Below are 17,084 nucleotides of genomic sequence, written 5' to 3'. Positions count from 1 at the left end.
GATGCGGGTCGGGGCGGTGGGGTGGGCGTCAGGCCACCAGGCCGGCTCGGAAGCCGGCGGCCACCGCGTGGGCCCGGTCCCGGGCTCCGAGCTTGCGGAACAGCCGTCGGGCGTGGGTCTTCACGGTGTCCTCGGAGACGAACAACTCCCGGCCGATCTCGGCATTGCTCTTGCCCTCGGCCATGCCCAGCAGCACCTGCAACTCGCGTTCGGTGAGCCCGACCGTGGACCGGTCGGCGCGGGGCGGCCGGGCGACCGGGCCCGCCTCGGCCGCGGCCTCCGGCTCGGCCGGGTCCTCGCCCCGCTGCACCGGCACCATCGACGGGCCACCGGCCGGGTCCGTGGCCGGCCAGGTCGGGGAACTCTCCCCGGCGGGCCGACCGTTGGATGCCGGCCGAGGGCTGCCCACCGTGGCGGTGTCCCGGGCGGGGTCGGCTATCCGGTGCCGGTTGGCCCGGCCGGGGGCGGCCAACAGCAGCAGGGCCTTGGCGACCGCACTGGTCAGGTCGTGGTCGACGCCCTGGATCAGGCCGCGTGCTCCAGCGTGGATGGTCGCTGCGGCGGCCTCGGACTCCTCCATGCCGAGCAGCAGTACGGCGGCCTGCGGCGCGCGGGCCAGCACCCGCCGCACGAAACCGGCGCTGTCCGGTCGGGTCAGGGCGGTGTCGGCGAGCACCACGTCGGCGGGACGCTCGGCCAGCCGCAGCATCACCTCGGGGTCGGAGACGGCCGTCCGGACAGCACCGGACAATCCCAGCCGCGCCGCTGCGGAAGTCAAATGCTGTGCAGCGAGCGGCGTCCGAACGCACACAAGAACGGTACGCACAACGATCTCCTCTCCGCAGACGAGCAGACCATGACCGGGCAGCCTCGGGAGGAGGTTCCGGGCAATCCTCCCAACTTTTCCGACAGATAGGTCATTTGCCCCAAGTCGCCGAAGCTTTTTGATCACAGGACGTGTGAGCCGAGGACGGTGGGGGTACCGGGGGCTCAAGGCCGGGAACGGTGCCCTGCGCGGCCCGCCACCCGGACAAGCCGGCCAACAAGCATCTCGCGGTGCCGCGCGAGAGGAGGGGTGCTGATGTCGAACGTACGTAGACTTCCCGGACCCATCGTCGACCTGTGGGACTGGCAACGGCTGGGCGCCTGCCGTGGCCGGGACAGTGCGCAGTTCTTCCACCCCGACGGCGAGCGGGGCTCGTCGCGGCTGCGCCGGGAGTCGGGCGCCAAGGCCGTCTGCCGCGCCTGCCCGGTACGGGCCGAGTGCGCCGCGCACGCCCTGACCGTGCGGGAGCCGTACGGGGTGTGGGGCGGCTTCAGCGAATCCGAGCGGCTGCGGCTGCTCGCGGTCGGCTGGGAGGATCTCGCCGACCGCCGACAGACCCGGGTGGACGTGGCCCGGCTGGAGGCCCGGCTGGGCAGCAGCCACCGGTCCACCCTCCCCACCCAACGCAACGTCGCCTGATCCACCCCATAGCCACCGCTGCCGCGCCCCTGTCCAGGGGCGCGGCAGCGTGTTTGCAGCACCATGGATCTCCCCGCGCCCGAACTGGTCTGGGCGGGGTTCGATGAGATCACCCGCTCGGTACGGGCGTCGCGGAAGGCGAAGGCCCCCGCAGTACGGGCGTCACGCGGTACGGCGGGTGCTCCGGGGGAGCGGCGCACCCGCCGTACCGTTTCGTGGACGGCTCAGAAGCCCGGACCGTGCTGGTGGCTGTGGCCGTGCCCATGGCCGTGACCCGCGGCGGCGGCCTCCGGCTCCTTGGGCTTCTCGACCACGAGGCTCTCCGTGGTCAGCAGCAGGCCGGCGATCGAGGCGGCGTTGGTGACCGCGTTGCGGGTCACCTTGACCGGGTCGATGATGCCGGAGGCGGTCAGGTCCACGTAGTCGCCGATGGCGGCGTCGAGGCCGTGGCCCCACTTGCCCTCGGTGACCTTCTGCACCACGACGTACCCGTCGTGCCCGGCGTTCTGCGCGATCCAGCGCAGCGGCTCGACCAGCGCCTTGCGCACGATCGACACGCCGACCTTCTCGTCACCGGTGAAGCCGAGGTCGTCGTCGAGCACCGGCAGGATCTGGGCCAGGGCGGCGCCACCACCGGGCACCGTACCCTCCTCGACCGCGGCCTTGGTCGCGGCGATGGCGTCCTCGATGCGGTGCTTGCGCTCCTTCATCTCGACCTCGGTGGCCGCGCCGACCTTGACCACGGCGATGCCGCCGGAGAGCTTGGCCAGCCGCTCGGCCAGCTTCTCCCGGTCCCAGTCGGAGTCCGAAGCCTCGATCTCCTTGCGGATCTGGGCGACCCGGTCGGCGACCTCGCTGGCCTGCCCGCCACCGTCGACGACGGTGGTGTTCTCCTTGTCGACCACGATGCGCCGGGCGGTGCCGAGCACCTCCAGGCCGACCTGGTCGAGCTTGTAGCCCAGCTCGGGGGCGACCAGCTCGGCGCCGGTGAGGATCGCCATGTCCTGGAGCATCGCCTTGCGGCGGTCACCGAAGCCGGGGGCCTTGACCGCGCAGACCTTGAGGGTCTTGCGGATCGAGTTGACCACCAGGGTGGACAGCGCCTGACCCTCGACGTCCTCGGCGATGATCAGCAGCGGCTTGTTGTTCTGGAGGACCTTCTCCAGCAGCGGCAGCAGCTCCTCGATCGCCGAGATCTTCTGCGTGGTGATCAGGATGTACGCGTCCTCCAGGACGGACTCCTGCGCCTCCGCGTCGGTGACGAAGTTCGGCGAGATGAAGCCCTTGTCGAACTGGAGTCCCTCGGTGACCTCCAGCTCGGTGTGCAGGGCGGAGCCCTCCTCGACGGTGATCACACCGTCCCGGCCGACCCTCTCCATCGCCTCGGCGATCAGCTCGCCGATGGTGGCGTCCTGGGCCGAGATCGTCGCGACGTGGGCGACGGACTTCTTGTCGGAGACCTCCACGGCCTTGCCGAGCAGGGCCTCGGAGACCTTGGCCGCGGCGGCGTCGATGCCCCGCTTGAGACCGGCCGGGTTGGCACCCGCGGTCACGTTGCGCAGGCCCTCACGGACCATCGCCTGGGCCAGCACGGTGGCGGTGGTGGTCCCGTCGCCGGCGACGTCGTTGGTCTTGGTCGCCACCTCCTTGACCAGCTGCGCACCGAGGTTCTCGTAGGGGTTGGTGAGCTCGATCTCCTTGGCGATGGTCACACCATCGTTGGTGATCGTCGGCGCACCGAATTTCTTGTCCAGGACGACGTTGCGCCCGCGCGGCCCGAGGGTGACCTTCACCGCGTTGGCGAGCGCGTTGACACCGTGCTCCAGCTGGTGCCGGGCGTCATCCGAGAAGCTCAGGATCTTCGCCATGTATGTCCCTTCGAAGCGACGTTGCCCCGGCCCGGCGAGCCGGTCCGGGGCAACGACACTGATCGGTTGCTTACTTCTCGATGATCGCGAGGACGTCGCGGGCGGAGAGCACCAGGTACTCCTCGCCGGCGTACTTGACCTCGGTGCCGCCGTACTTCGAGTAGAGGACGGTGTCGCCGACCTTGACGTCCATCGGGATCCGGTCGCCGTCGTCGTCGAAACGACCCGGGCCGACAGCGAGGACGGTGCCCTCCTGCGGCTTCTCCTTGGCGGTGTCGGGAATCACGATGCCCGACGCAGTGGTGGTCTCAGCCTCGTTCGCCTGGACCAGGATCCGGTCCTCGAGCGGCTTGATCGCAACCTTGGTCGCGGTAGTCACGGGCATACCCTCCTGGGGTACTGGTTTCGTTACCGGTCGGCATGCCGACCAGCGTCAATCTGCCACATGCCACCGGGCGGGGCCGTCGTCGCGGGTGCCGGTCCGCCTGGCGTTCAACACCCGGACACCAGGCCCGAGTGTTGGCACCCTCAGGGTGAGAGTGCTAATCGCAGGTTATGCCTCGGCTAGCACTCCGTCAAGGAGAGTGCCAGCGACCACCCCTCGTGTCGCCATCTTTTCGCCACCCCCGCCACCTGTTCTCCACTCCTTCGCCAGGGGTTACCGCAACATGCCCGTCCTGTCTTCCGTCCGACCATCCGATTCCCTACGGTGCGGCACGACCACATCACGGAGGGAGACGGCATGGCCGACGTACCGACCCTGGGGTTTCTCCGGGACCAGTTGCGCCGGGCCCGCAAGACCCGCGGGCTCAGCCAGGAGGACCTGAGCAAGTTGATCAATTACGCGCCCTCCTCGATCAGCGCGATCGAGACCGGGCAGAACCAGCTCAGCGCGGACTACCTGGCCCGGTTCGACAAGGTGCTGGAGACCGGTGGCCTCTTCGTCGGGATGCTGGAGTTGATCCGCCTGCACGCCGAGCCGGACTGGTTCCGGCCGTGGGGTGAGATCGAACGGGAGGCGGTCTCGCTGCGCTGGTACGACCCGGCCGTGGTGCCGGGCCTGCTCCAGACCGAGGCGTACGCCCGAGCGATGCTGCGGGCCGGGCCGCCGCTGACCGACGAGCAGGTCGAGAAGCGGGTGCTGGCCCGGATGGCCCGACAGGAGGTGCTCGCTCGCGACGAGCCGCCGCAGTTCGTCGCGATCCTGGACGAGCTGGCGCTGCGCCGACAGGTCGGCGACCGGGCGACGATGGTCGAGCAATGTGAGCACCTGCGCACCCTTGCCGACCGGCCATTTGTCCAGGTGCGGATCATTCCGGCCGCGACTCCCTGGTACATCGGATTGAACGGCCCCTTCGTGCTCGCCCGGCTCGCCGACGGCACCGAGGTGGCGCATCTGGACGACCAACTCCGGGGAAACACCGTGGACAGCCCGAACGACCTTGCCAGCCTCGGACGGGGTTGGGAGACTGTGGCCGGTGAGGCGCTGCCGCACCGGCAGTCCGCCCGCCTGATCGAGGAAGTGGCGAAGTCATGGACCTGAGCCGTGCCGCTTGGCGCAAATCCTCCCGCAGCAACAGCAACGGCGGTGCCTGTGTCGAGGTCGCCGACAACCTGCCCGACCTGGTCGCCGTACGCGACAGCAAGGACCCGACCGGCCCGGTGCTCGCCTTCACCCCCACCAGTTGGCGCGCCTTCATCACCTCCCACCACCCCACCCGGCCGCCCAGGACGTGATCGGCCCCGTCCCGGGAGTGTGATCGACTCCGTTACGCCGAAATGGCGGTATCCCTCGCACCCGGATACCGCCATCGCGGCGAAACGGAGTTGATCAAGCCGAGCCGGGCCGGGCCGGTTGGGTGGGGGCGATCGGTGGGTCGGGACAATGGGCGGGTGGATCTGGAGCAGCTTGCCGCCCTGCGTACCCCCGAGGGGTCGGCCGCCCTCGCGGCGGCGACCGAGGTGGCCGGGGGCGATCCCCTGGCTGCGGCGGCGGCGCTGCGCTCGGCCGGGATTCCGGCTGGGCTGGCGGCGGCAGCCCTGACCCAGGCGGAACTCCGCCGCCGGGCAGCGGGCAAGTTCGGTGCGGCGGCCGGCGGCATGTTCTTCACCCGGCCCGGCCTGGAGCAGGCCACCCGGGGGGTGGTCGCGCAACGCCGCGCGCACCGGTTGCGCGAGGCCGGGGTGACCAGCCTCGCCGACCTGGGCTGCGGGCTGGGAGCCGACGCCCTCGCCGCCGCCCGTGCCGGCATCCGGGTGTACGGGGTGGAGGCCGACCCGCTGACCGCCGCCCTGGCCGAGGCGAACGCGCAGGCCACCGGGCTGGCCGAGCTGTTCACGGTCGAGTGCGGCGACGCTACCGCCTTCGAGGTGACCCGGGTCGCGGGGGTGTTCTGCGATCCGGCCCGCCGTCGAGCCGGTACCGGACGCCGGATCTTCGACCCCAAGGCGTACTCGCCGCCCTGGGACTTCGTCACCGGGCTCGCCGAACGGGTGCCGTACACGGTGGTGAAGGTGGCCCCCGGTCTCGATCATGCCCTCATCCCCGCCGGTGCCGAGGCCGAGTGGGTGAGTGTCGGCGGCGACCTGGTCGAAGCCGCCCTCTGGTGCGGCCCGCTGGCCCAATCCCCCCGCCGCGCCACCGTCGTGAAGGAAGGGCCCCTTCTTAACGCCTCCGGTACTAAAAGGGCCCCTTCTTATCACCAGACCGACGGCGCTCCCCAGGTCGAGGGGAGCATGGTGCACGAACTTGTCGGGTCCGGTCGGGAGGAGGCGCCGGTCGGGGCGGTGGGCCGGTTCGTGTACGACCCCGACCCGGCGGTGGTACGCGCCCACCTGATCGCCGAACTGGCCGCCGAACTGGATGCCACCCTGGCCGACCCGAGCATCGCCTACCTCTACGCCGACACGCCGACCCCTACGCCGTACGCCCGGTGTCTGGAGGTGACCGAGATGCTGCCGTTCTCGCTCAAGCGCCTGCGGGCCCTGCTGCGGGAGCGCCGGGTCGGCCGGGTGGAGATCCTCAAGCGCGGCTCCGCCCTGGACCCGGAACGCCTCCGGCACGACCTGCGCCTGACCGGCGACCAACCGGCCAGCCTGGTACTGACCCGGGTGGCCGGCGCCCCGACCGTGCTGGTCTGCCAGCCGGTCCCCTGAGTCCTCCGCTCGGGCAGGGGCCAGACCGGCCAGGTTCCGGGCTGGGCAAGGGCGACCGGGAAGCCTGACCACCGGGTCGAGGCTGGCAGGGCCACCCGGGAGATCCCGGACTGCGGGTCGGGGTTAGGTTGGCGCACATGACGGGACGGGGTACGCCGGCGACGGTGTTGCTGGCCAAGCGCGGCATCGCCCATCGCACCCATCCGTACGAGGTCCCGGCGGAGTCGCCGAACTACGGTGCCCTGGTCGCCGCCGCCCTCGGGGTGGCACCCGGCCGGGTCTTCAAGACCCTGGTGACCGAGGTGGACGGCGCGCTGACCGTGGCGATCGTGCCGGTCACCGGGGAGCTGGACCTCAAGGCCCTGGCCGCGGCAGTCGGCGGCAAGCGGGCCACCCTCGCCGATCGCGGGGCGGCCGAACGCGCCACCGGGTACGTACGTGGCGGCATCAGCCCGCTGGGGCAACGGAAGCGGCTACCCACGGTGCTCGACGCCTCCGCCCTGGAGCACGACACGGTGTACGTCTCGGCTGGTCGACGCGGTCTTCAGGTGGAGCTGGCCCCGACCGATCTGGTCGCCCTCACCAGCGCCCACACCGCCGCCCTCGCCACCGCCTGAGGCCCACCCCCCACCGGCCGAAGCCTTTCACCTAGCCGAGCCCGCCACCAGGCCGAGCCCGCCACCGCCCGAGGCCCGGCGCTAGCTGGGGCCCGCTGAGTCAGCCCGCCACCGGGCTGAGGCTCGCCATCGGCCGAGGCTCGCCATCGGCCGAGGCTCGCCATCGGCCGAGGCTCGCCGCCGTTACGCCGCAACGGCGGTATCCCTGCCGGTCGGTTACCCCCACTTCGCCGAAACGGTGTCGATCACCCGGGCACCGCCGGAGTGATCACCCCGGACACCGGCGCGGCAGGGAGGTGTCTTCGACGTTGCCGAATTGTTACTGCCGACAACAAACTAGCCCCCGCCGCGCCCTTGTGTCGACGCGCGGGGCGCAATACGTTGCCGGGCACAACAAAAGAACGTCATCAACACACCGACACCCTTCCCACTCTCGAAAGGACCCTGCAGATGCGCAAGGGCTTCCTCGCCGTCGGCGCCGTGGGCGTGCTCGCCCTCGGCAGCCTGACGGCCTGCGGCGACGACTCCGGCGACCAGGCCGGTGGCGGCTCCGGCAAGACCCCGAAGATCGGCGTGATCCTGCCGGACAGCAGCTCCTCGGTCCGCTGGGAGAGCGCGGACCGCAAGTTCCTCAAGGAGGCGTTCGACGCGGCCGGTGTCCAGTCGGACATCCAGAACGCCCAGGGCGACAAGAACGCCTTCCAGACCATCGCCGACCAGATGATCACCAACGGCGTCACCGTGCTGATGATCGTCAACCTGGACTCCGGCACCGGTAAGGCCGTCCTGGACAAGGCCAAGTCGCAGGGTGTCGCCACCATCGACTACGACCGCCTGACCCTCGGCGGCTCGGCGGAGTACTACGTCAGCTTCGACAACGTGGCGGTCGGCAAGCTGCAGGGCGAGGGCCTGGTCAAGTGCCTCACCGACGCGAAGGTCGAGAAGCCGGCGATCGCCTACCTCAACGGCTCGCCGACCGACAACAACGCCACCCTGTTCAAGGAGGGCTACGACTCGGTCCTCAAGCCGAAGTTCGACTCCGGCGAGTACACCAAGGCCGCCGACGACTCCGTGCCGGACTGGGACAACACCCAGGCCGCGACCATCTTCGAGCAGCAGCTCACCAAGACCGGCGGCAAGATCGACGGGGTCCTCTCCGCGAACGACGGCCTCGGCAACGCCGCCATCTCCGTGCTGAAGAAGAACAACCTCAACGGCAAGGTCCCGGTCACCGGGCAGGACGCCGACCCGCAGGCGTTGCAGAACATCCTCGCCGGTGACCAGTGCATGACGGTCTACAAGGCGGTCAAGAAGGAGGCGGACGCCGCCGCCGAGCTGGCCATCGCGCTGGCCAAGGGCGAGCGCAAGGAGACCGGCCAGACGGTCCGGGACCCGGAGGGCAACCGTGACGTGCCCGCCGTCCTGCTCACCCCGGCGGCGATCTACAAGGAGAACGTCAAGGACGTCATCGCCGACGGCTACGTGACCAAGGAACAGATCTGCACCGGCGACTACGCCAAGCTCTGCACCGACGCGGGCATCAGCTGACCCGTCCCCGCCGAAGCGACGCCGCCCGGTACGGCAATCCCGTACCGGGCGGCGTCGCTGGACGGGCCCCGATCGCCTCCGTGGAATAAGGAGAACCCCGTGTCCGCGACCCCACTGCTGGAGCTACGCGGGATCGACAAGAGCTTCGGTCCCGTCCAGGTGCTGCGTGACGTCGCCTTCGCCGCCTACCCGGGCGAGGTCACCGCCCTCGTCGGTGACAACGGTGCCGGCAAGTCGACCCTGGTCAAGTGCATCAGCGGCATCTACTCCACCGATGCCGGCGAGTTCGTCTTCGACGGTCAACCGGTGACCATCAACAGTCCGCGGGACGCCGCCGCGCTCGGCATCGAGGTCGTCTATCAGGATCTGGCGCTCTGCGACAACCTCGACATCGTGCAGAACATGTTCCTCGGGCGGGAGAAGCGCAACGGCATCGTGCTGGACGAGCCGACGATGGAGCAGATGGCCGCGGAGACCCTGGCCGGGCTCTCCGTACGCACCGTCAAGTCCCTGCGCCAGCACGTCTCCAGCCTCTCCGGTGGTCAGCGCCAGACCGTGGCGATCGCCAAGGCGGTGCTCTGGAACAGCAAGCTGGTGATCCTGGACGAGCCGACCGCCGCCCTCGGCGTCGCGCAGACCGCCCAGGTCCTCGAACTCGTTCGCCGGCTGGCCGACAACGGCCTGGCCGTCGTCCTCATCTCGCACAACATGAACGACGTCTTCGCCGTCTCCGACCGCATCGCCGCGCTCTACCTCGGCCAGATGGTCGCCCAGGTGAGGACCACCGACATCACCCACGCCCAGGTGGTCGAGCTGATCACCGCCGGCCGCTCCGGCGAGCTGGGACTCGCCGCCGACCCGGGCGTCAACGGCAACGGCGCGGCGCCGGCCGACAGCACCACTGGAGGCGTCTCATGAGCATCACCGCCGTCACGAAGGTGGGCCCCGCCGCCGTCGCACCGGCACCCACCATCGGCAGCCACCTCCGCGACTACTGGCAGCGGGTACGCGGCGGAGACATCGGCGCCCTGCCTGCGGTCGCCGGTCTGCTCGTCCTCTGCACGATCTTCTCGATCATGCGGCCGTCGTTCCTCACCGCCGGCAACTTCGCCAACCTGTTCACCCAGGGCGCGGCGGTCACCCTGATCGCGATGGGTCTGGTCTTCGTCCTGCTGCTCGGCGAGATCGACCTGTCGGCCGGCTTCGCCAGCGGGGTCTGCGCGGCCGTGCTGGCCAACCTGATCACCGTCCTGGGCTACCCGTGGTACGTCGCGGTGCTCGCCGCCCTGCTCACCGGCATGGTCATCGGCACCACCCTGGGCTTCCTGGTCGCCAAGGTGGGCATCCCCTCCTTCGTGGTCACCCTCGCCGGCTTCCTCGCCTTCCAGGGGGTGGTGCTGCTGCTGATGAAGGAGGGCCGCAACATCTCCGTCCGCGAGCCGGTGGTGGTGGCGATCGTCAACCGCAACATGCCGGTCGCGCTCGGCTGGACCCTCGCCGCGATCGCGATAGCCGGATTCGCCGTGGTGCAACTGCTCCGCTATCGCAGTCGCGCCGCCCGGAACCTGATCAACGATCCGCTCCCGGTGGTGCTGGGTCGCATCGCCGCCCTGGCCCTGGTCCTGGGCTTCGCCGTCTACGTGCTCAACCTGGAGCGCAGCCTCAACGTGCTGATCACCTCCCTCAAGGGGGTGCCGATCGTGGTGCCGATCGTCGCCGTACTGCTGGTGGTCCTGACCTTCGTGCTCCAGCGCACCAGCTACGGCCGGCACATCTACGCGGTCGGCGGCAACCGGGAGGCGGCCCGGCGGGCCGGCATCAACGTGGACCGCATCCGCATCTCGGCCTTCATGATCTGCTCGACCATGGCCGCGGTCGGTGGCATCGTGGCGGCCAGCCGGGCCAACTCCGTGGACCCGAACACCGGCGGCAGCAACGTGCTGCTCTACGCCGTGGGCGCGGCGGTGATCGGCGGCACAAGCTTGTTCGGGGGCAAAGGCCGCGTATTGGACGCGGTTCTCGGTGGCGCCGTCGTGGCCGTGATCGACAATGGGATGGGTCTGATGGGCTACAGCTCCGGCGTCAAGTACGTGGTCACCGGCGTGGTGCTGTTGCTCGCGGCCAGTGTCGACGCGCTGTCCCGACGACGAGCCTCGGCCACCGGAAACCGCTGAACGCACCACCGAAAGTAGTAACCATTAGATGCGCGTAGGACCCAGCCAGGACGAGATCCGCCGGCAGAATCTCGGCGCGCTACTGCGCTACGTGCATCTGCACGGCGCGACCACCCGCGCCGAGTTGACCAACGCGCTCGGACTGAACCGCAGCACCATCGGTGCGCTCACCGCCGACCTGGCCGCCGCCGGCCTGGTGACCGAGGGGGCGCCGAAGGAGACCGGCCGGGCCGGACGACCCTCACTTGTCGTCCGGCCCGAGTCGGAACGGATCTTCGCGTACGCGTACAGCATCGAGGTGGACCGGCTGCGGGCCGCCCGGGTCGGCCTCGGCGGGGCGATGCTCGACCGCCGGGAGCTGGACCGGCCCCGGGGTCTCACCGCCGCAGAGGCCGCCCCCCTGCTGGCCGGGGCGGTCAAGGAGATGCGGCAGGCCCTGCCGGCCGACGCCGTCTGCGTCGGGGCCGGCATCGCGGTCTGCGGCATGGTGCGTCGCCACGACGGCCTGGTCCGGCTCGGGCCGGCCACCGGGTGGGTGGACGAGCCGATCGGGGCGGCGGTCAGCGCCGAACTCGGCGCGGAGGTGCCGGTGACGGTCGGCAACGTGGCCGAGGTGGCCGCCTTCGCCGAGCACGCCCGGGGCACGGCGGCCGGCTGCGACAACGTCATCTTCCTCTACGGCGACGTGGGGGTCGGGGCCGGAATCATCGCCGGGGGGAGGCGGCTGACCGGGCACGGCGGGTACGGCGGCGAGGTCGGACACATGGTGGTGGTCCGGGACGGGGCCCGCTGCGAGTGCGGCAACCGGGGCTGCTGGGAGACCGAGATCGGTGAGCACGGCCTGCTGCGGGCCGCCGGGCGCTCGGACGCCCGGGGCCGGGAGGCCCTGCTGGCGGTCTTCGACGCCGCCGACCGGGGCGACGCCCGGGCCCAGACGGCGGTACGCCAGGCCGGCGACTGGCTCGGCTTCGGGGTGGCCAACCTGGTCAACATCTTCAACCCGGAGATGGTCATCTTCGGTGGCACCATGCGGGACCTGTACCTGGCCGCCGCCGCTCAGGTACGCAGTCGACTGAACTCCAACGGGCTGCCCGCCTGCCTGGAGCACGTACGCCTGCGCACTCCCCTGCTCGGCGCGGACGCCCCGCTGATCGGCGCCGCCGAACTGGCCTTCGACCGGCTGCTGGCCGACCCCCTGGACGTCGGCTGACCAGGTACGCCGGCAGCGCCATGAGGTGGATCCGGGAACGATGAACTGATCGGCCGGTCGATCCGTACCAGTGTGCGGACGGGCGACCAACGGCGTGCGGACGCTCGTCGGGCAGATGATCGGTTCTCGACCGAGGAGGCACCGCAGACATGGCATCGCTGGATTCCGCTCGTCACCGGCAGGGCAATCGGTCCCCCCGGTTGGCGCTGCTGCTCACCACGATCGCCGCGGCCCTCGTCGTGCTGCCCGGGGCGGCCTTGGCCGCGCCCGCCGGTCAGCAACTCGCCGCCGCCGACCAGGCCCTGCTGGACGGCGTACGGCTGGCCGGGCTCTGGGAGATGCCGGCCGGGCAGATGGCCGCCGAGAAGGGCCAGTCCCGGGTGGTCCGGGAGATCGGTGCGGAGATCGCCCGTCAGCACGAGGAACTGGACCGGCTGACCGTGGAGGCCGCGAACAAGCTCGGCGCCACCATCCCCAACCAGCCGACCGCCGAACAGCAGCAGTGGCTGACGGAGATGAAGGACGCCACCGGGGCCCGCTTCGACCAGATCTTCGTCACCCGCCTCCGGGTCGCCCACGGCAAGATCTTCCCGGTGGTCGGCGCGGTCCGGGCCAGTACCCGCAACGAGGTCATCCGGGACCTGGCCAACGCCACGAACAAGTTCGTCGGCGACCACATGCTGATGCTGGAGAGCACCGGTCTGGTCCGGTACGCCGAACTGCCCCCGGCCGCCCTGCCCGCCCCCGGCAACGACGGGCTGATCGCCGCCGCCGCGGCCAACACCGGTCCGCAGGTCGGCATCAGCAACACCGTGATCTGGGTGATCTTCCTGGGTGCGATCGGCACCGGCGGCTTCCTCAGCTACCGCCTGCTGCGCCGTAACTGACTCCCACCAGATGCCCACCCGTACCCGGGCCGGGGTCCTGTTCGGGCTGGCCCTGGCCACCTTCTGCGCCACCCTGGGCGCGGTCCTGGGGGCGGCCGGTCCGGCGGCGGCGCACGCCGTCGTGGTCGCCACCACCCCGCAGCGTGACGAGGTGCTCGGCTACGCCCCACGCGAGGTGCTGGTCACCTTCAGTGAACCGGTGGCCGTGGTGCCCGGCCGGGTGCAGGTGCTGGCCCCGGACGGCAAGCGGATCAACGTAGGTGACCCGGAGGTCCGCGACCGCACCATGCGGATCGCCCTGCGGGCGGCCGACCGGCCGCTCGGCACCTACCTGGTCAGCTACCGGGTGGTCTCGGCGGACAGCCACCCGATCTCCGGCAGCTTCACCTTCGCCGCCGGGGCCCCCTCGGCCACCCCGCCCCTGCCGGAGGAGGTCGGGTCACCGGCCGGGGTCCTGGTGCCGGTGGCCAAGTACCTCGGCTACCTGGGGCTGCTGCTGGCCGTCGGCCCACCCCTGCTGGCGGCGACGATGTGGCCGCCCCTACGGTCCCGCCGCCGCGCCACGATCACGGCCCTGGTGGGGCTGGGTCTGGTTGCCGTCGCCACCCTGGGCACCTGGGTAGGGCAGGCCGCCCAGGTGGTCGGCGCACCGGTCGGACGGCTGTCCGTGGCGGACCTGCGGGCGGTAGCGGACAGCGACATCGGGCTGGTGCTGACCGTACGCCTGGGGTTGGTCTGCCTGGCCGCGGCCCTGCTGCCGCCGGTCACCCGGGGCACCGCGGGGCGGGGTAGCCCGGGTGCCCTGGCGGTGGTGGGGGTGGCCGCCCTGGCCACCTGGCCGTTGGCCGGGCATCCGGTGGCCGCACCGGTGCCGCCGGTGAGCATCGTGCTGACCACGGTGCACCTCATCGGGATCGCCGTGTGGCTGGGCGGTCTGCTGACCCTGACGGTGTTCCTGCTGCCGGGCACCCACGAGCGGGTCCTGGCCCGGATCCTGCCGGCCTGGTCCCGGTGGGCCACCCTGGCGGTGGCCTGGTTCCTCACCGCCGGGCTGGTCCAGGCCGCGATCGAACTGGGCCGGCCCTCGGCGCTGCTGGACAGCACCTACGGGCGGCTGCTCGGTGCCAAGGCCGGGCTGCTGGCCGTGGTGCTGGCGGTGGCCGCCGGGCAGCGACGACTGATCCGCCGCCGGGCCGCCGCAGCCCAACCCGGGCGGGTAGCCCGGGCGGCCGGAGTGGAACTCGGGGTGACTGCGGTGATCCTGGCCGTGACCGCCCTGCTGGTGCAGACCCCACCGGGCCGCACGGCCGGTACGGCCGCCGCCGGGGTCACCCGGGAGGGGGTCGCCCAGTCGGTGACCACCAACCTGTTCACCCTCCAGTTCGACATCTACCCGGCCGCCGCCGGCACCACGAACAGCCTGCACGCCTACGTCTACACGCCGCAGGCGCGGGAGTTGCCGGTGGCCGAGTGGACGATCACGGCCGCTCTGCCGGAGGCCGGCATCGAGCCGATCACCGTGGAGGTCTTCGCGCTGGAACCACACCACGGCAGCGCCGAGATCCACTTCCCGGTGCCCGGGGACTGGACCCTGCGCATCGCCGCCCGGACCAGCGAGATCGACCGCTCCACCGCCACCACCACGGTGACCATCCGCTGAGTGCTCAGCGGTCGACCTGGGTGAAGTCCCAGGAGTGCGGTGGCCGGGCCAGCAGCATCACCGGGGGCTCGGGCATCGGTCGAGGGTTGCTCCGCCACTTGGAGATCACCACCACCCGGTGATCCGTGGAGGAGAAGACCTCGCTGGAGACGTGCAGGGGATCGTGCTCGAACTCGGGCAGGGCCGTGTCGCAGACCCAGGTGATCAGATCGGCGAACGCGTACGGCTCGGCCCGCACCTCCCACATCCGTACGATCACGTAGCCGTCCTCCCTCTAGACGCTGACCGTGGTCAGCGGCATCGCCGAATCCGCCGGCAGATCCAGTCGGCTCGGCGCGACCCCGGCGGCGACCAGGTGGGAGCCGAGCGCGGCCACCATCGCGCCATTGTCGGTGCACAACCCCGGTCGGGGCACCCGTACCCGGATGCCGTGGCGGGCCGCACGCTGCTCGGCCATCGCCCGCAGCCGCGAGTTGGCCGCCACTCCCCCACCGATCACCAGGGTCTCGATGCCGTTGCTGCGGCAGGCGTCCAACGCCTTGGCCACCAGCACGTCACAGACCGCCTCCTGGAAGGAGGCGGCGACATCGGCGACCGGAACGGCTTCACCGGCTCGCTGTCGGGCCTCCACCCAGCGGGCCACCGCGGTCTTCAGCCCGGAGAAGGAGAAGTCGTAGCGATGGTTGGCCAGATCCTTGGCGGCGGTCAGCCCGCGCGGAAAGGCGATGGCCGCCGGGTCACCCGAGCGGGCCTCCCGGTCGATGTACGGACCACCGGGGAAGGGCAGCCCGAGCAGTCGGGCGATCTTGTCGAAGGCCTCACCGGCCGCGTCGTCGATGGTGGCACCCAGGGGGGTCACCCCCCGGGCCAGGTCGTCGACCATCAGCAGGGAGGAGTGCCCCCCGGAGACCAGCAGCGCCACCGCCGGTTCGGGCAGCGGACCGTGCTCCAGGGTGTCCACGGCCACGTGGGCGGCCAGGTGGTTGACCCCGTACACCGGCTTCTCGGCGGCCACCGCGTAACCCTTGGCGGCGGCCACCCCGACCAGCAGGGCACCGGCCAGGCCGGGGCCGGAGGTCACCGCGATCGCGTCGATGTCGGCCAGGGTCACCCCCGCGGAGGTCAGGGCCCGCTGCATGGTCGGCACGATGGCCTCCAGGTGGGCCCGGCTGGCCACCTCCGGCACCACCCCACCGAAGCGGGCGTGCTGGTCGACGCTGGAGGCCAGGGCGTCCGCCAGCAGGGTGTGTCCGCGTACGATGCCGACCCCGGTCTCGTCGCACGAGGTCTCGATGCCGAGGATCAACGGTTCATCAGCCATGGGGTCTCGCCTCCTCGATCCGCTGCATCACCAGTGCGTCCGTGTTGCTCGGTTGGTAGTAGCCACGGCGTACCCCGATCGGTTCGAAGCCGTAGGTGGCGTAGAGCCGCTGGGCCGGCGCGTTGTCCGCGGCGACCTCCAGGAGCACGGACCGCAGGCCGCGTCGTCCCGCCTCGGCCAGCAACTCCTCCAGCAGCAGTCGCCCGATCCCCCGCCGCTGGGCCTCCCGGCGTACCGCGATGTTCTGCACCCAGGCCTCGTCCGGCGGGGCCACGGCCAGCCCGGCGTAGCCGAGCACCCCACCCTGCTCGTCCGTGGCGACCCGGTAGTGGTGCCCGTTGGCCAGTTCGTTCCAGAACATCGCGGCGGACCACTGTTCGGCGCCGAAGAGGTCCGCCTCGATGGGGAGTACCTGCTCGATGTGCCACCAGCGGAACCGGTCCAGCCGTACCTCGGTCACGGCAGGACCGACTTGCGGGCGGTCGCCGCCACGGCGTCCGGCCGACGCAGGTACAGCGGGGTCAACGGGTCCCCGGGGGCCCCGGCCCGGATCCGCTCGGCGGCCAGGGTGGCCAGGGCGTTCGCCTCCGGGTAGCGCGGCTCGGCCCGCAGGGGCAGCCCGAGCTGGTCGGCGTAGCGGTGCGCGCCGTCGCCGACCGCGACCGTCACAGCCAGGTCGCGGGCCCGTTGGGCGGCGACCCCGGGCGCGGAGACCTCCGGCCCGACCAGCCGTTGACCGGCCCCGTCGTAGATCGCCCAGTAGATCTCCCGGCGGCGCGCGTCGCTCGCCGCCAGCACCGGTTCCCCGGCCGCCGCCGGGTGACCGATGGCGTCCAGGGAGCAGACTCCGTACGCCGGGATGTCGAGCACCTGGGCCATGGTGGCTGCGGTGACCAGCCCCACCCGCAGCCCGGTGAACGGGCCGGGGCCGAGCCCGGCGACGATCGCACCCAGGTCGGCCGGGCGGGCACCGAGGTCGGCGAGCACCCCGTCCACCTGTGGGGCCAGCAGTTCGCCGTGCGCCCGGGCATCGACCGTGCACCGGTGCGCCCGGGTCGTGACGCCGTCGGCGGTGACCTCTACCAGCGCCGCCGTCACCGCCGGGGTCGAGCTGTCCACCACCAGTACGAGCACAATGACCCAGCCTAGCCGCATCGTCTCCGGCCCTTGGACGCCCG

17 protein-coding genes and 1 pseudogene are annotated in these 17,084 nt (G+C 71.3%); 11 read left to right on the top strand and 7 right to left on the bottom strand.

All coding sequences use genetic code 11. The features are described from left to right. Positions 1 to 28 precede the first annotated feature (28 nt). Positions 29 to 826, bottom strand: coding sequence for a helix-turn-helix transcriptional regulator (locus OIE53_RS26150; protein WP_327024100.1), 798 nt, complete (start codon positions 824 to 826; stop codon positions 29 to 31). Between the two features lie 255 nt (positions 827 to 1,081). Here OIE53_RS26150 and OIE53_RS26145 point away from each other — a divergent pair, with 255 nt between their 5' ends. Then, positions 1,082 to 1,465 carry a WhiB family transcriptional regulator gene (locus tag OIE53_RS26145; protein ID WP_327024099.1) on the top strand — a complete coding sequence of 128 codons (384 nt, stop codon included), beginning with the start codon at positions 1,082 to 1,084 and terminating at the stop codon, positions 1,463 to 1,465. Between the two features lie 224 nt (positions 1,466 to 1,689). Here the strand turns inward: OIE53_RS26145 and groL are convergent, their stop codons facing one another. Together groL and groES are read right to left on the bottom strand one after the other, a co-directional pair. Further along, on the bottom strand, positions 1,690 to 3,333 hold the full coding sequence (gene groL, locus OIE53_RS26140; RefSeq protein WP_327024098.1) for a chaperonin GroEL: 1,644 nt from the start codon (positions 3,331 to 3,333) through the stop codon (positions 1,690 to 1,692). A gap of 70 nt (positions 3,334 to 3,403) precedes the next feature. Further along, positions 3,404 to 3,718 (bottom strand): co-chaperone GroES, encoded by a 315-nt coding sequence (gene groES / locus OIE53_RS26135; RefSeq protein ID WP_193386273.1) that lies wholly within the window; start codon positions 3,716 to 3,718, stop codon positions 3,404 to 3,406. A 357-nt stretch (positions 3,719 to 4,075) separates the two neighbouring features. Between groES and OIE53_RS26130 the strand changes: the two genes are divergently transcribed. The 10 genes and pseudogenes from OIE53_RS26130 (at position 4,076) to OIE53_RS26085 (ending at position 14,585) form a co-directional block, all read left to right on the top strand. Then, the gene (locus OIE53_RS26130) at positions 4,076 to 4,876 is read left to right on the top strand and encodes a helix-turn-helix domain-containing protein (protein WP_327024097.1); all 801 of its coding nucleotides are present in this window, start codon (positions 4,076 to 4,078) and stop codon (positions 4,874 to 4,876) included. Continuing rightward, the gene (locus OIE53_RS26125) at positions 4,867 to 5,070 is read left to right on the top strand and encodes a DUF397 domain-containing protein (RefSeq protein WP_327024096.1); all 204 of its coding nucleotides are present in this window, start codon (positions 4,867 to 4,869) and stop codon (positions 5,068 to 5,070) included. Before OIE53_RS26130 ends, OIE53_RS26125 begins: the two co-directional genes overlap by 10 nt. A 156-nt stretch (positions 5,071 to 5,226) precedes the next feature. Further along, positions 5,227 to 6,483, top strand: a pseudogene (locus OIE53_RS26120) (THUMP-like domain-containing protein); the annotation flags it as partial. Between the two features lie 143 nt (positions 6,484 to 6,626). Further along, complete coding sequence (gene ybaK, locus OIE53_RS26115; protein ID WP_327024094.1) at positions 6,627 to 7,106, top strand: Cys-tRNA(Pro) deacylase; 480 nt, start codon at positions 6,627 to 6,629, stop codon at positions 7,104 to 7,106. A 450-nt stretch (positions 7,107 to 7,556) separates the two neighbouring features. Continuing rightward, positions 7,557 to 8,654: a sugar ABC transporter substrate-binding protein gene (locus OIE53_RS26110; RefSeq protein ID WP_327024093.1), complete on the top strand. Its 1,098-nt coding sequence runs from the start codon at positions 7,557 to 7,559 to the stop codon at positions 8,652 to 8,654. 99 nt (positions 8,655 to 8,753) lie between these two features. Then, positions 8,754 to 9,572, top strand: a complete 819-nt coding sequence (locus OIE53_RS26105; RefSeq protein ID WP_327024092.1) for an ATP-binding cassette domain-containing protein — start codon at positions 8,754 to 8,756, stop codon at positions 9,570 to 9,572. Next, positions 9,569 to 10,828, top strand: coding sequence for a sugar ABC transporter permease (locus OIE53_RS26100; protein ID WP_327024091.1), 1,260 nt, complete (start codon positions 9,569 to 9,571; stop codon positions 10,826 to 10,828). Before OIE53_RS26105 ends, OIE53_RS26100 begins: the two co-directional genes overlap by 4 nt. 28 nt (positions 10,829 to 10,856) lie before the next feature. Further along, positions 10,857 to 12,038 carry an ROK family transcriptional regulator gene (locus OIE53_RS26095; protein WP_327024090.1) on the top strand — a complete coding sequence of 394 codons (1,182 nt, stop codon included), beginning with the start codon at positions 10,857 to 10,859 and terminating at the stop codon, positions 12,036 to 12,038. 149 nt (positions 12,039 to 12,187) lie between these two features. Further along, positions 12,188 to 12,925 carry a DUF4142 domain-containing protein gene (locus tag OIE53_RS26090; protein WP_327024089.1) on the top strand — a complete coding sequence of 246 codons (738 nt, stop codon included), beginning with the start codon at positions 12,188 to 12,190 and terminating at the stop codon, positions 12,923 to 12,925. Between the two features lie 10 nt (positions 12,926 to 12,935). Beyond that, positions 12,936 to 14,585 carry a copper resistance CopC/CopD family protein gene (locus OIE53_RS26085; RefSeq protein WP_327024088.1) on the top strand — a complete coding sequence of 550 codons (1,650 nt, stop codon included), beginning with the start codon at positions 12,936 to 12,938 and terminating at the stop codon, positions 14,583 to 14,585. Positions 14,586 to 14,589: 4 nt separating this feature from the next. On the opposite strand, the gene OIE53_RS26080 is transcribed toward OIE53_RS26085, so the two are convergent. The 4 genes from OIE53_RS26080 to tsaB are packed head-to-tail and all read right to left on the bottom strand — an operon-like array spanning position 14,590 to position 17,040. Continuing rightward, positions 14,590 to 14,844: a hypothetical protein gene (locus OIE53_RS26080; RefSeq protein WP_327024087.1), complete on the bottom strand. Its 255-nt coding sequence runs from the start codon at positions 14,842 to 14,844 to the stop codon at positions 14,590 to 14,592. A gap of 15 nt (positions 14,845 to 14,859) precedes the next feature. Further along, positions 14,860 to 15,906, bottom strand: a complete 1,047-nt coding sequence (gene tsaD / locus OIE53_RS26075) for a tRNA (adenosine(37)-N6)-threonylcarbamoyltransferase complex transferase subunit TsaD (protein ID WP_327024086.1) — start codon at positions 15,904 to 15,906, stop codon at positions 14,860 to 14,862. Next, positions 15,899 to 16,366 carry a ribosomal protein S18-alanine N-acetyltransferase gene (rimI, locus tag OIE53_RS26070; protein WP_327024085.1) on the bottom strand — a complete coding sequence of 156 codons (468 nt, stop codon included), beginning with the start codon at positions 16,364 to 16,366 and terminating at the stop codon, positions 15,899 to 15,901. The genes tsaD and rimI overlap by 8 nt, the downstream gene beginning before the upstream one ends. Then, a complete protein-coding gene (gene tsaB, locus OIE53_RS26065; protein ID WP_327024084.1) occupies positions 16,363 to 17,040 on the bottom strand; it encodes a tRNA (adenosine(37)-N6)-threonylcarbamoyltransferase complex dimerization subunit type 1 TsaB in 678 nt (225 codons plus the stop codon). Before tsaB ends, rimI begins: the two co-directional genes overlap by 4 nt. Positions 17,041 to 17,084 lie beyond the last annotated feature (44 nt).

The organism is Micromonospora sp. NBC_01739, assembly GCF_035920385.1.
GTDB lineage: Bacteria > Actinomycetota > Actinomycetes > Mycobacteriales > Micromonosporaceae > Micromonospora.
This window is presented reverse-complemented; position numbering and strand designations above follow the sequence as displayed.